This window comes from Aeromonas sp. TW 6 (assembly GCF_013168745.1).
Classification (GTDB): Bacteria; Pseudomonadota; Gammaproteobacteria; order Enterobacterales; family Aeromonadaceae; genus Aeromonas; species Aeromonas caviae.
Genome location: NZ_JABERS010000002.1, coordinates 30,682 through 44,716 on the forward strand (window position 1 = coordinate 30,682; position 14,035 = coordinate 44,716).

Below are 14,035 nucleotides of genomic sequence, written 5' to 3' on the forward strand. Positions count from 1 at the left end.
GCAATGGGGCCAGATCACAGTTCCTGCTAAAACTTTCAGGGGATCTGTGCCATAATGCGCGCCATTTGACAGACCAACCGGGACATTCCAGTGCTTTCAAGCAACAACATCACCATGCAGTTCGGCGCCAAGCCGCTGTTTGAGAACATCAGCGTCAAGTTTGGCGGCGGCAACCGCTACGGCCTCATCGGTGCCAACGGCTGTGGCAAGTCCACCTTCATGAAGATCCTCGGCGGCGATCTCGAACCCACCGGCGGCAATGTGAGCCTGGATGTCAACGAGCGCATCGGTAAGCTGCGCCAGGATCAGTTCGCCTACGAAGAGATGCGCGTGCTGGACGTGGTCATGATGGGCCACACCGAGCTGTGGGCCGCCATCGCCGAACGCGATGCCATCTACGCCAACCTGGAAGCCACCGACGACGACTACATGAAGGCCGCCGAGCTGGAAGGCCTGGTCGCCGAATATGATGGCTATACCGCCGAATCTCGCGCAGGCGAGCTGCTGCTGGGTGCCGGTATTCCCATCGAGCAGCACAACGGTCCGATGAGCGAAGTGGCCCCAGGCTGGAAACTGCGGGTACTGCTGGCGCAGGCGCTCTTCTCCAACCCCGACATCCTGTTGCTGGACGAACCGACCAACAACCTGGACATCAACACCATTCGCTGGCTGGAGCAGGTGCTCAACGATCGTGAAAGCACCATGATCATCATCTCTCACGACCGTCACTTCCTGAACTCCGTCTGCACCCACATGGCGGATCTGGACTACGGCGAGCTGCGGGTCTACCCGGGCAACTACGACGAGTACATGCTGGCTGCCACCCAGGCTCGCGAGCGCCTGCTGGCCGACAACGCCAAGAAGAAGGCCCAGATCGCCGATCTGCAATCCTTCGTCTCCCGCTTCAGCGCCAACGCCTCCAAGTCCAGCCAGGCTACCTCCCGCCTCAAGCAGATCGACAAGATCAAGATTGAGGAAGTGAAGGTCTCCAGCCGTCAGAACCCCTTCATCCGCTTCGAGCAGGACAAGAAGCTCTACCGCAACATCCTGGAGATCGAAGGCGTCTCCAAGGGTTATGGCGACGGTCCCCTGTTCAAGGGGCTCAACATGATGCTGGAAGTGGGCGAGAAGGTCGCCATCCTGGGTACCAACGGGATCGGTAAGTCCACCCTGATCAAGACGCTGGTCGGTGCCCTGGCACCGGATACCGGCACCATCAAGTGGTCCGAGAACGCCCAGATCGGCTACTACGCCCAGGATCACGCCGAAGATTTCGACACCGATCTCAATGTGTTCGACTGGATGGCCCAGTGGAAGCAGGAGAACGAAGACGAGCAGGCGGTGCGCTCCGTGCTGGGTCGTCTGCTCTTCTCCCAGGACGACATCAAGAAGCCGGTCAAGGTGCTCTCCGGTGGTGAACAGGGCCGCATGCTGTTCGGCAAGCTGATGATGCAGCGCCCCAACATCCTGATCATGGACGAACCGACCAACCACCTGGACATGGAATCCATCGAATCCTTGAACCTGGCGCTGGAGATGTACAAGGGCACCCTGATCTTCGTCTCCCACGACCGCGAGTTCGTCTCCTCCCTGGCGACCCGCATCCTGGAACTGACCGAAGACGGCATCCGCGACTTCGGCGGCACCTACGAGGATTACCTGCGCACCCAGGGTGTGGTGTAATCCTCCGCTTTCAAGCAAAGCGATCAGAACCGGCGCCTCGTGCGCCGGTTTTTTTATGCCTCCTTGATCACGCCCCACAGCAAGAGAAGGATTGGGGATAGGGAGAGCAAGAGTACAGCGCGCTGTCATACACCTGTCCCGCTCATCCCCAGCCAGGATAGGCAGCACAAGCCCGTGCCTGGCCCTTCCCTCCTGCGCCCGCCCGCTCTGCCGGGCTGTCGATGGCACAAAAAAAACGGCTCCATCATGGAGCCGTTTTCACACTTGGGGCCGTGAGGCTGACTTACTCGACAGTGGCTTCCACGTCGGTGAAGTATTCGATCTTGGCCGCCTTGCGCAGCTCGTCGATCAGCGACTTGTAGTCGGCCTGTGCCTTGCCCTGACCCAGCTGACCTTGCAGCAGGCTCACCATCTGGGACGGCTCCTTGATGACGTTGACCTTGTCCAGCGCCACCACCACACGATCACCGTTGGCTTCGGTCACCAGCTCGACGCTCGGCTTGCCATCGGTCGGATGGGGCATGCGGAACGCCTGGGTCACCAGGTTCTGGTCCATTTCCTGGGCGAAACGGGATACACCGGTATGGGTATCCACTTTCAGACCCAGCGCGGTCAGGTCGGCCTGAACGTTCTCACCGGCCTTGAGCTTGTCCAGCAGACCCTGGGCCTTGCCACGGGCCACTTCACTGGCCTTGTCGTGCTTGATGGCGGTGATCACCTGCTCTTTCACCTCGGCAAGCGGCTTGGCCGCCTTCGGCTGGTGACCCATGATGTGCAGCACCAGCGCCTTGCCGTCGGCCAGCTCGATCACGTCGGAGTTGGTGTTGTCATCGCGCAGCTGTTCGGAGAATGCCACGGAGAGCACCTTGGGATCATTGAGCGGTGCCGGCGCATCGGCCTGGCTGAAATAGCCGGTGGACTGCACCTGGAGGCCCATGGCTTCGGCGGTCAAGTCCAGGGAGTCCGGGTTCTCGAAGCTGCTGTCGGCCATCTTCTGCTGCTCGGCGAAGAACTGCTCCTTGGCCTTCTCAGACTGCAGACGGGCGATGGTATCGCTCATCACGTCCACGAAGGGCTTGGTCTTGGCAGGCTCGACGGCCAGCAGCTTGATGATGTGGAAGCCGAACGGGCTCTTCACCACGGCGGAGAGATCGCCAGCCTTGGCCAGCGCGAACGCGGCTTTCTCAAAGGCAGGATCCATCACCCCCTTCTCGAACCAGTCGAGCTCCCCGCCCTTCTTCGCGGAGAAGGTATCGGAGGAGTCGGCCTTGGCCAGCGCGGCGAAATCGTCACCTGCCTTGGCCTTGGCCAGCACGGCCTCGGCTTTCTGCTCGGCGGCCTTTTCATCCTTGCCAAACGGGATCAGGATGTGCGCCACCTGACGGCGCTCGGGACGCTGGAACAGATCCTGATGCTGGTCGTAGTAATCCTGGGCATCCTGCTCGGTGACCTTGATGTTCTTGCCAAGGTTCGCGGCATCGAGCAGCAGATAGTCGACCTTGACCGTCTCATCGTTCATGAAGCGAGCGCTGTTGGCCTTGTAGAACTGCTCCACCTCGGCATCGCTCACCTCGATCCCGTCCACATAGGCGGAAGCGACCAGACGGATCAGGCGCAGGTCACGGGTCTGGTTGTAGAGGCGATCCAGTTGCTCGGCTTCACCCTTGAGGGCGAACTCCGATCCCAGCACGGCGCCCATCAATTGCTGGCGCACCATGTCCTGGCGCAGGGAGTCGCGGAACATCTCGGGGGTCATGCCGGCACGGCGAATGAGCTGCAGGTAGCGGTCATTGCTGAACTTGCCGTTCTCGGCAAACTCGGGCATGGCGACGATGGCCTGCTTGATCTGCTCATCGCTGACGCGCAGACCCAGGGAGCGGGCCTTGTCATCGACCAGCGCCTGATCGATCAGACGGTCCAGCACGCCACGGCGGAACTGTTTCATGTAATCGGGATTGGCGGCCAGCTGGTTGAAGGCCTCACCCATTTGGGATTCCATGCGGGCCCGCTCATTGCGGTAGGCATTCTCCAGTGCGGGGGCACTGATGTCATTGCCGTTGACGGTGGCGGGGGCGGTACGTGCCGGGCCATTGAGGTAGCTGCCTACCCCGGCCAAGGCAAAGGAGAGGATGATCAGGCCCAAGATAACCTTGGCTACCTTGCCCTGCGCCCCTTCGCGTAGTTTATCCAACATCATGTTTGTACTTATGCTCCCGAACTCGATGGGCGTAAATAATGAAAAGGCGCACCGATTGCGATGCGCCTTGGTCAAGCAGTATGAGGGAGAGCCCTCTCACTTGTCTGGTCAGAGACCAAGGACGGTGCCGATAGATATCAGCGACCGGCTTAGTTGACCGCGTCTTTCAGGGCCTTGCCGGCTTTGAAGGCAGGAACTTTACCGGCAGCGATTTCGATGGTCGCACCAGTTTGCGGGTTGCGGCCGGAACGGGCTGCACGCTCGCGAACGGCGAAAGTACCGAAACCAACCAGAGCAACCTGGTCACCCTCTTTCAGGGCTTCGCCCACGGCATCGATGAAGGCATCCAGCGCACGGCCAGCGGCAGCTTTGGAGATATCAGCACCGTCTGCAATCTTGTCAATCAGTTGAGATTTATTCACTCTTATATTCCCCTTTTATCGAACATCGCTGCGGCGCTGATTTCCCTGGCCACAACAAGTGGAGGTTTTATAACAAGCCTCCTGATCAGTTGCAAGTGACAATCTGGCGCAAACCCGCGCCACATCACGCATTGCGACTCATCATGAGTACCCGATCGGTGGTCAAGGCTACTTCCGTTGTCCGGTGCATGCAAGCCTTAACCACCCCCCGAATGCGCCAAATTTGCGGCGCATCAACATTTACACGACAGAAACGCGTTCGAAACCTTGCGGATTGTCCTGTAACGCCAGTGCAAGCACCTCATCAATCCAGCGAACCGGATAGATTTCAAGATCTTGTTTGACGTTGGCCGGGATCTCCTCGAGGTCACGTTCGTTCTCTTTCGGGATCAGCACACGCTTGATGCCACCACGGTGGGCCGCCAGCAGTTTCTCCTTGAGACCACCGATGGGCAACACCTCGCCACGCAGGGTGATTTCACCCGTCATGGCCACGTCGGCACGCACCGGGTTGCCGGTGAGGCTGGAAACCAGGGCGGTACACATGGCGATACCGGCGCTCGGGCCGTCTTTCGGGGTCGCCCCTTCCGGCACGTGCACGTGGATGTCGCGCTTCTCGTAGAAGTCGCCGTTGATACGCAGCTTCTCGGCACGGGCCCGCACCACCGTCATGGCCGCCTGGATGGACTCCTGCATCACGTCACCGAGGGAACCGGTGTAAGTGAGCTTGCCCTTGCCCGGCATGTTGGTGGTCTCGATGGTGAGCAGATCGCCCCCCACTTCGGTCCACGCCAGCCCGCACACCTGACCAATCTGGTTCTGGTCGGTGGCCTTGCCATAGTCAAAGCGCTGTACCCCCAGGAACTCCTTGAGGTTCTCCTGGTTGACCTGAACATGCTTGATGCTCTTGTCCAGCAGGATGCGTTTGACTGCCTTGCGACAGATTTTGGAGATTTCACGCTCCAGGCTGCGTACACCCGCCTCGCGGGTGTAGTAGCGAATCACCCCGATCAGCGCCGAATCCTCGATGGTGATCTCGGAAGGCTTCAGGCCGTTGCGCTGGATCTGCTTGGCCACCAGGTGCTGCTTGGCAATGTTGAGCTTCTCGTCCTCGGTGTAACCGGACAGACGGATCACTTCCATCCGGTCCAGCAGCGGACCCGGTATGTTCATGGAGTTGGAGGTGGCCACGAACATCACGTCCGACAGGTCATAATCCACTTCCAGATAGTGATCGTTGAAGCTGCTGTTCTGCTCGGGATCCAGCACCTCCAGCAGGGCGGAAGCGGGATCGCCACGCATGTCCGAGCTCATCTTGTCGATTTCGTCGAGCAGGAACAGCGGGTTCTTCACGCCGACTTTCGCCATCTTCTGAATGAGCTTGCCGGGCATGGAGCCGATGTAGGTACGGCGGTGACCACGGATCTCCGCCTCGTCACGCACCCCACCCAGGGCCATGCGCACATACTTGCGGCCGGTGGCCTTGGCGATGGACTGGCCCAGGGAGGTCTTGCCCACCCCGGGAGGCCCGACCAGGCAGAGGATGGGGCCCTTGAGCTTGTTCACCCGCGCCTGCACCGCCAGGTATTCGAGGATGCGATCCTTGACCTTGTCCAGGCCATAGTGATCCGCATCCAGCACCTCCTGGGCCTTGCCCAGGTCTTTCTTGACCTTGGAGCGGGCCTTCCAGGGCACCTGCACCATCCAGTCCACATAGCTGCGCACCACGGTGGCTTCCGCCGACATGGGGGACATCATCTTGAGCTTGGCGAGCTCGGCCTGGGCCTTCTCGCGGGCATCCTCCGGCATCCCGGCCTCTTCAATCTTGCGATTGAGGGCTTCGAATTCATCCGGGCTGTCTTCCAGCTCACCCAGCTCTTTCTGGATGGCCTTCATCTGCTCGTTGAGGTAATACTCCCGCTGGCTCTTTTCCATCTGCTTCTTGACCCGGGAGCGGATGCGCTTCTCGACCTGCAACAGGTCGATCTCCGACTCCATCATGGCCATCAGAAACTCGATGCGCTCGGACACGGAGGCGATTTCCAGCACCTTCTGCTTGTCTTCGAGCTTGAGCGGCATGTGGGCAGCCATGGTATCGGCCAGGCGCGCCGCATCGTCGATCGCCGAAATCGAGGTGAGTACCTCGGGCGGGATCTTCTTGTTGAGTTTGATGTAACCTTCGAACTGGCCGATGGCAGAGCGCACCAGCACGTCCTGATCCTTCTCCTCGATGGGGGCGGACGCGATGTACTGGGCCTCCCCGACAAAGAAGTCGCGATCGTCGATCATCCGCTCAAGGCGGGCACGCTGGCCCCCCTCCACCAGCACCTTGACGGTGCCGTCCGGCAGCTTGAGCATCTGCAGAATATTGGCCACTGTCCCGACGGAGAAAATTTCCTCCACCGTCGGTTCGTCAGTCGACGCATCCTTCTGGGCCACCAGCAGGACTTTCTTGTCCTGCTCCATGGCCGCTTCCAGACAGCGAATGGATTTTTCCCGCCCCACAAAGAGTGGAATGACCATGTGGGGATAGACCACCACGTCACGAAGAGGCAGGACGGGAATCTCGATGCGTTCTGAACGCTCTAGGTTCATATATGTCCTCTCGGCTTGTTATACCGTTGGCAAAGGCTTGGGTGAGTATATGGGGGCGCAAAGATGAGATTCAATCGCCTTGGCCGTAAAAAGCATGAAAGGGGCAAAAAGCCCCTTTATGTGATTAAAAATCAGACAGTTACTCTGAGGCTGCGGCCTGAGTTTCGGGATTGTCGTAGATCATCAGGGGCGCGGAGTCTCCCTTGATCACCGTCTCGTCGATCACCACCTTGCTGACCCCTTTCAGGGAGGGCAGGTCATACATGGTGTCGAGCAGTACGGCCTCGACAATGGAACGCAGACCCCGGGCACCGGTTTTGCGCTCCATGGCCTTGCGGGCAATGGCATTGAGCGCGTCGTCACGAAACTCCAGCTCCACCTCTTCCAGGGCAAACAGCGCGGCATACTGCTTGGTCAGCGCGTTCTTCGGCTCTTTCAGGATCTGGATGAGGGCAGCCTCGTCAAGCTCGGTCAGGGTCGCGACCACCGGCAGACGACCGATGAACTCGGGGATCAGACCGTACTTGATGAGATCTTCCGGCTCCACCTTGGCAAAGTTCTCGCTCAGGGTTGCCTTGGCATTCTTGGACTTCACCTCGGCGCCAAAACCGATGCCGGTGCCCTTGACGGAGCGCTGCTCGATCACCTTGTCCAGCCCCGCGAAGGCACCACCACAGATGAAGAGGATCTTGGAGGTGTCGACCTGCAAAAACTCCTGCTGCGGGTGCTTGCGACCGCCCTGGGGCGGCACGGAGGCGATGGTGCCTTCGATCAGTTTCAGCAGGGCCTGCTGCACCCCTTCACCGGAGACGTCGCGGGTGATGGAGGGGTTGTCCGACTTGCGGGAGATCTTGTCGATCTCGTCGATGTAGACGATACCGCGCTGGGCCTTCTCCACGTCGTAGTCGCACTTTTGCAGCAACTTCTGGATGATGTTCTCCACGTCCTCGCCCACGTAACCGGCTTCGGTCAGGGTGGTGGCATCGGCCATGGTGAAGGGCACATCCAGCAGACGAGCCAGGGTCTCGGCCAGCAGAGTCTTGCCGCTGCCGGTGGGGCCAATCAGCAGGATGTTGGATTTGCCCAGCTCCACGCCACCGGACTCGCTGCCGCTGCGAAGACGCTTGTAGTGGTTATAGACAGCCACCGCCAGCACCTTCTTGGCGTACTCCTGACCGATCACGTAGTCGTCCAGATGGGCGCGGATTTCATGAGGGGTCGGCAGCTCGCTACCATCGCGCTTGGGAGAGATCTCGCGGATCTCTTCGCGGATGATGTCGTTGCACAGCTCGACACACTCATCACATACGTAGACGGAAGGGCCAGCGATCAGCTTGCGCACTTCATGCTGGCTTTTGCCGCAGAAAGAGCAATACAGCAGCTTGTCGCCCTCACCCTTGCGTTTCTCTGTCATTCAGCGACCTCGTTTTATCAATAGAGGATGGATCGTCCTGTTGAGTTTACAACAGGACGGGGTACCCTGCTCAGCCGCGCTGGCTCAGGATGCCGTCAACCAGACCATAGGCAACGGCCTGTTCGGCGGACATGAAGTTGTCACGGTCGGTGTCGCGCTCGATGGTGGCCATGTCCTGACCGGTATGGAACGCCAGACGATCGTTCAGGGTATTCTTGATTTTCAGGATCTCTTGGGCATGGATCTGGATGTCAGAAGCCTGCCCCTGGAAGCCGCCCAGCGGCTGGTGGATCATCACTCGGGCATTGGGCAGGCAGAAACGCTTGCCCTTGGCGCCACCGGCCAGCAGGAAGGCCCCCATGGAGCAGGCCTGCCCCATGCAGACGGTGCTCACGTCCGGCTTGATGAACTGCATGGTGTCATAGATGGACATACCCGCAGTGACGGCGCCACCCGGCGAATTGATGTAGATGCTGATGTCCTGATCCGGGTTCTCGGACTCCAGGAACAGCAGTTGGGCCACCACCAGGTTCGCCATGTGATCCTCGACCTGACCGGTCAGGAAGATCACCCGCTCTTTCAGCAGACGGGAATAGATGTCGTAGGAACGCTCCCCTTTCGCGGTTTGCTCTACCACCATCGGGATGAGCGCATTGCGTGGGGATTCAGTCACATCGTTATAGTTCTTGTACATAAGGCATTGTCCCTAAAATAAAATGGCCCGAGTGGAGATCACACGAGCCATTATACTTAACAGTTTTGACCTTAAGTCAAATGTTCTTAGGCAGCGGCACCGGACTTGTTGATCACTTCGTCGAAGGCAACTTCTTTCTCGGTGACTTGCGCCTTGGACAGGATCAGATCGATGGCTTGATCTTCAATGGCCAGGTTGCGCACGCCGTTCAGCATCTGCTCGTTCTGCTGATAGTACTCGATCACTTCTTTCGGATCTTCGTAGGCAGTGGCCATGGACTCGATGATGCTGGTCACACGGGCGTCGTCAGCCTTGATCTCGTTGGTGCGGATGACGTCACCCAGCAGCAGACCAACGCGGACACGGCGCTCGGCCTGGGCCTGGAACAGCTCGGCCGGCAGCTCGGGGGCGTTGCCGCCCTGGAAGCCACCGAAGCGCTGCAGAGCCTGCTGACGCAGGGTGTCGATTTCCTGGGCAACGGCAGCCTTCGGCAGATCGATCTGGTTGGCTTCAACCAGGCCGTTCAGTACCTGCTCTTTCACGCTGTTTTTCAGGGCCTGGGCCAGTTCGCGCTCCATGTTCTTGCGCACTTCTGCCTTCAGCTCTTCAACGCTGCCGCTCTCGATGCCGAAACGCTTGACGAACTCTTCGGTCAGCTCGGGCAGCACCTGCTCTTCAACCTTGTGCAGCTTGGAGGCAAACTTGGCAGCCTTGCCCTTCAGGGCTTCGGCGTGGTAGTCAGCCGGGAAAGTCACCTCGATGGTGAACTCGTCGCCCGCTTTCTTACCCAGGATGGCGTCTTCGAAGCCCGGGATCATGCGGCCAGCGCCCAGTTCCAGGGTGAAGCCTTCAGCCTTGCCACCGTCGAACTCTTCACCGTCGATGGAACCGACGAAGTCCATGGTCACACGCATGCCGTTGGCGGCAGCCACAGCGGCTTCAGTCCAGGTGGCGTGCTGCTTGCGCAGGGTGTCGATCATGTTTTCCAGGTCGCTGTCCTTCACGGTGGCAACCGGCTTCTCGACTTTGATGCTCTCCAGACCGGCAACTTCGAACTCCGGATACACTTCGAAAGTGGCGGTGAATTCGAAATCCTGACCTTCTTTGATCTCTTTCGGATCCATGGTCGGGGCGCCAGCCGGGCTCAGTTTGTTCTCGATGATGGCCTTGATGAAGTTGTTCTGCATCATTTCATCGGCAACGCGGGCGTGAGCCATGGCACCGAACATCTTCTTGATGATGGCAACCGGAGCCTTGCCAGGACGGAAACCGTCGATGCGACGGGTTTTGGCCAGGCCATTCAATTCTTTGCGCACGGCGGCGTCAACGGTAGCGGCCGGTACAGTGATGGTAAGACGGCGTTCCAGACCCTGGGTTGTCTCTACAGAAACTTGCATTCTTTTACCTCGTTCAACTCAGCACTGCGTGCTGACCCTTTATTGCCCCCGGGCAAGCCCGGAGTCTTCCTGTTTATAAAGACAACGACTGTCTTTGTGATGAGAAAATATGACGCGACATTATAGCGGCGTGCAGTGGTCGCGTCGAGCCGCACATCCCCCATCCGGGGCACAGACAGCACAATTTGCGCAAGACTTTCTCCTATATGGGGAAGCCTTGCACCGAGTTCAAGCGTTCCATCCGCAATAATTTGCACTGGCTCACTCTTTTTCACGGCGAACGGGCCATTTTGATCGCCATCCGCCGCCAATCGGGCACAAAAATGGCGTGCTGCGACCCAAATTGTCCACCTTCTCGCCTGTGCCATTGCGTCCCCCGGCCGGGCTCGCTATGGTGACAGCCAATTCACGTGCTGCTGGAGTCACCCACATGTCCTTTTTCCGCTTCTTGTTCAATCTGCTCTGGTTCGTGCTGGGAGGCGTCTTCATGGGGCTGGCCTGGTGGCTGGCGGGGCTGCTCTGCTTCGTCTCCCTCATCGGGATCCCCTGGGGACGCGCCTGCTTCGTCATCGGCACTTTCACCTTCTTCCCGTTTGGCAAGCAGGCGGTGAGCCGCAAGAGCATGACGGGCCAGAGCGACATCGGCACCGGCGCCCTGGGGCTGATTGGCAACATTCTCTGGTTTGTGCTCATCGGGGTCTGGCTGGCCATCGGCCACATCGCCTCGGCGCTGGCCTGTTTCGTCACCATCGTCGGCATCCCGTTCGGCATCCAGCACCTCAAGCTGGCCCTCATCAGCCTGGCCCCCATCGGCCAGATGATAGTGACCAACCACGAGGCCGAATCGGGCCGCTACATCCGCTGACAGCCCATCTCAGGCTATCCTTGCGGGTGGAAAAAAGGGCAGACTAGGGTCTGCCCTTTTTCATTGCCCCATTCGAGGTCTTCCATGCTGCCCAGCCATTTTTTTGCCAACCTCGCCCGTATGCGCCTCATCTACCGCTGGCCCCTGATGCGCAACATCCAGCCCGAAAACATCGCCGAGCACAGCTTGCAGGTCGCCATGGTGGCCCACGCCCTCGGCCTTATCAGCAATCGCCTGTTCGGCGCTCAGGTGGATGCAGACCGGGCCGCCGTCATGGCCCTCTACCACGACAGCAGCGAGGTGCTGACCGGGGATCTGCCCACCCCGGTCAAGTACTTCAATCCCGAAATCGCCCGCGAATACAAGAAGATTGAGCTTGCCGCCGAGCAGCGCCTGCTGGGGATGTTGCCGCCTGAGCTGGTCGAGGACTTTCGCCCCCTGCTCGACTCCGGCGCCCAGGACGAGGCCCTCACCAGCCTGGTGAAGGATGCAGACACCCTCTGTGCCTACACCAAGTGTCTGGAGGAGCTGAGCGTCGGCAACCGGGAGTTCGAGCCCGCGCGAAAGCGCCTCGAGCAGATGCTGGACGCCAGGATGAACCCTGCCATGCGCTACTTCATCGATGTCTTCGTGGGGAGTTTTTCACTGCCTCTCGATGAGTTGAATGCCCATTGATGCCATCAACACGGCACCAGGCATCATCTCCTCCTGCGTATTGCCCCGATAACCGCCACTTCGGGGGTTTCCCCACAAAAGAGTGACAATAAAAAGGGCCCCGCAGGGCCCTTTATCACATCCATGGGTATCAATGCCCCAGCTCCCGGGACGGCACCAGGCCGCTCGCCCGCCAGGCGGGATAGAGGGTCGCCACCAGGCTCATCAGGATGGCGGCGCCGGTCACGATGAGCAAGTCCTGCATGTGCAGCTCGGTCGGCAGGAAGTCGATGAAGTAGATGTCCGGATTGAGGAAACGGTGCCCGATCACCCCTTCGATGGCGCTCAGGATCTGGGTCAGCTTGCTGGAGAGCAGGCCGCCCAGCAGGGCGCCTAGCAAGGCTCCCGCCACCCCGTTCACCATCCCCTGGATGACGAAGGTAAGCCGGATCTGGCCCGGGCTCGCCCCCATGGTCTTCAAGATGGCAATCTCGCTGCGCTTCTCGTTCACCGCCATCACCAGGGTGGAGACGATGTTGAAGCAGGCCACCGCCACCACCATCAGCATCACCACGTACATCACGGTGCGCACCATCTGGATGTCCTGATAGAGATAACCCTGGCGGCTCATCCAGCTGCTGATATAGACGTAGTGCGGGAATTTCTGGGCCGCCGCCACCGTGATGGACTGGGCCTTGAGCACGTCGCTCACCTTGAGGCTGAACCCCTCCACCGCGCTGCCCATGCCGGTGATGGCCTGGGCGTCCGCCAGGTGCATGAAGCCGAGCAGGCCGTCGAGCTGGCCGCCGATCTCGAGCAGTCCTACCACGGTGAGCACCTCCCGTTTCGGGTTCTTGATGCCGGCGGCATCACCCGCCTGGGGCAGCAGCAGGGTGACGGTGTCCCCTGTCTTGACCCCCAGCTTGTCGGCGATGATCTTGCCGAGGATGACCCTGTGTTCACCCGCCTGCAGCTCGCGAAGGCCCCGACCCGTCATGAAGTTGCCCGCATCGGAGAGATTGGCTTCCAGCTCCGGCAGCACCGCACGCAGCTGGACCCCCTTGAGGGCGGAGCCGTGCTCCAGCAGGCCGTCCAGGCGAATGACGGGCGCAGCCGCCTCCACCCCGGGCTGGGCCAGCAGGTAGTCCCTGAGCCGCGGCCAGTCAGGCAGCGGCGCTTCCATGCCGATGAGCTCGCCGTGGGGGACCACGGAGAGCACCCGGTTCTTGAGCTCCCGCTCGAACCCGTTCATGGCGGAGAGGCCAAGAATGAGGGCCATCACCCCGAGGGCGATGCCGATGAGGGAGGAGGCCGAGATAAAGGCGATGAAACCGTTGCGACGGCGGGAGCGGCTGTAACGCAGGCCCAGGAACAGGGGCAGCGGCTTGAACATCAGGCGACCTCCGCCATGATGCCGCTCACCAGGGTGACCCGGCGGTGGAGCTTGGCGGCCAGGCTCAAATCGTGGGTCACCACCACGAACGCGGTGCCAAGCTCGCGATTGAGCTCGCACAAGAGCTCATAGACGGCGGTGGCGCTGGCATGATCCAGGTTGCCGGTGGGCTCGTCCGCCAGCACCAGGCTGGGTTCGTTGACCAGGGCTCGGGCGATGGCCACCCGCTGGCGCTCGCCACCGGAGAGCTCGGACGGTCTGTGGTTGAGACGGTGGGAGAGCCCCACCCGCCCCAACATCTTGCTCGCCTTCTCGGTGGCGCTGGCCACCGACTCACCGGCGATCAGCAGCGGCATGGCCGCATTTTCCAGCGCGCTGAATTCCGAGAGCAGGTGGTGGAACTGGTAAACGAAGCCCAGCTCCTGGTTGCGAAACCTCGCCTGGGTGCGACTGTCCCAGCCATGGATGTCCTGCCCCTTGAACAGCACGGCGCCGCTGGAGGGGTTGTCCAGCGCCCCCATCAGGTGCAGCAGGGTGGTCTTGCCGGAGCCCGAGCTCCCCACCACCGCCAGCATCTCCCCGGGGGCGACGTCCAGCTCGATCCCCTTGAGTACCTGGGTCTCCAGATTGCCCTCTTTGTAGACATGATTGAGGGCCTGGCAGCGCAGCAGCGGCTCGCAGGAGACGGATTGATTCATAACGGGGGCTCCACTTGCACCTG

At 60.3% G+C, this 14,035-nt stretch carries 11 protein-coding genes; 3 read left to right on the plus strand and 8 right to left on the minus strand.

The features are described from left to right. Window positions 1-90: 90 nt before the first annotated feature. A complete protein-coding gene (locus tag HKD46_RS01105; protein WP_010674576.1) occupies window positions 91-1,683 on the plus strand; it encodes an ABC-F family ATPase in 1,593 nt (530 codons plus the stop codon). 283 nt (window positions 1,684-1,966) lie between these two features. Here HKD46_RS01105 and ppiD read toward each other — a convergent pair whose 3' ends face one another. From ppiD to tig, 6 genes are all read right to left on the minus strand, one after another. Further along, window positions 1,967-3,880, minus strand: a complete 1,914-nt coding sequence (gene ppiD, locus HKD46_RS01110; RefSeq protein ID WP_171864773.1) for a peptidylprolyl isomerase — start codon at window positions 3,878-3,880, stop codon at window positions 1,967-1,969. Between the two features lie 149 nt (window positions 3,881-4,029). After that, window positions 4,030-4,302, minus strand: a complete 273-nt coding sequence (hupB, locus tag HKD46_RS01115) for a nucleoid-associated protein HU-beta (RefSeq protein WP_005315375.1) — start codon at window positions 4,300-4,302, stop codon at window positions 4,030-4,032. 240 nt (window positions 4,303-4,542) lie between these two features. Then, a complete protein-coding gene (lon, locus tag HKD46_RS01120; RefSeq protein ID WP_010674574.1) occupies window positions 4,543-6,897 on the minus strand; it encodes an endopeptidase La in 2,355 nt (784 codons plus the stop codon). Window positions 6,898-7,036: 139 nt separating this feature from the next. Next, window positions 7,037-8,311, minus strand: a complete 1,275-nt coding sequence (gene clpX, locus HKD46_RS01125) for an ATP-dependent protease ATP-binding subunit ClpX (protein ID WP_010674573.1) — start codon at window positions 8,309-8,311, stop codon at window positions 7,037-7,039. 70 nt (window positions 8,312-8,381) lie between these two features. Then, complete coding sequence (gene clpP / locus HKD46_RS01130) at window positions 8,382-9,005, minus strand: ATP-dependent Clp endopeptidase proteolytic subunit ClpP (RefSeq protein WP_005324106.1); 624 nt, start codon at window positions 9,003-9,005, stop codon at window positions 8,382-8,384. Between the two features lie 86 nt (window positions 9,006-9,091). Beyond that, window positions 9,092-10,402: a trigger factor gene (gene tig / locus HKD46_RS01135; protein WP_010674572.1), complete on the minus strand. Its 1,311-nt coding sequence runs from the start codon at window positions 10,400-10,402 to the stop codon at window positions 9,092-9,094. Between the two features lie 430 nt (window positions 10,403-10,832). Here tig and HKD46_RS01140 point away from each other — a divergent pair, with 430 nt between their 5' ends. Beyond that, the gene (locus tag HKD46_RS01140) at window positions 10,833-11,267 is read left to right on the plus strand and encodes a YccF domain-containing protein (RefSeq protein WP_039039046.1); all 435 of its coding nucleotides are present in this window, start codon (window positions 10,833-10,835) and stop codon (window positions 11,265-11,267) included. A gap of 84 nt (window positions 11,268-11,351) precedes the next feature. Continuing rightward, the gene (gene yfbR / locus HKD46_RS01145; RefSeq protein ID WP_010674569.1) at window positions 11,352-11,942 is read left to right on the plus strand and encodes a 5'-deoxynucleotidase; all 591 of its coding nucleotides are present in this window, start codon (window positions 11,352-11,354) and stop codon (window positions 11,940-11,942) included. A 130-nt stretch (window positions 11,943-12,072) separates the two neighbouring features. On the opposite strand, the gene lolE is transcribed toward yfbR, so the two are convergent. Then, window positions 12,073-13,314, minus strand: coding sequence for a lipoprotein-releasing ABC transporter permease subunit LolE (gene lolE / locus HKD46_RS01150; protein ID WP_171864774.1), 1,242 nt, complete (start codon window positions 13,312-13,314; stop codon window positions 12,073-12,075). Then, window positions 13,314-14,012: a lipoprotein-releasing ABC transporter ATP-binding protein LolD gene (lolD, locus tag HKD46_RS01155; protein ID WP_010674567.1), complete on the minus strand. Its 699-nt coding sequence runs from the start codon at window positions 14,010-14,012 to the stop codon at window positions 13,314-13,316. Before lolD ends, lolE begins: the two co-directional genes overlap by 1 nt. Window positions 14,013-14,035: the final 23 nt, after the last annotated feature.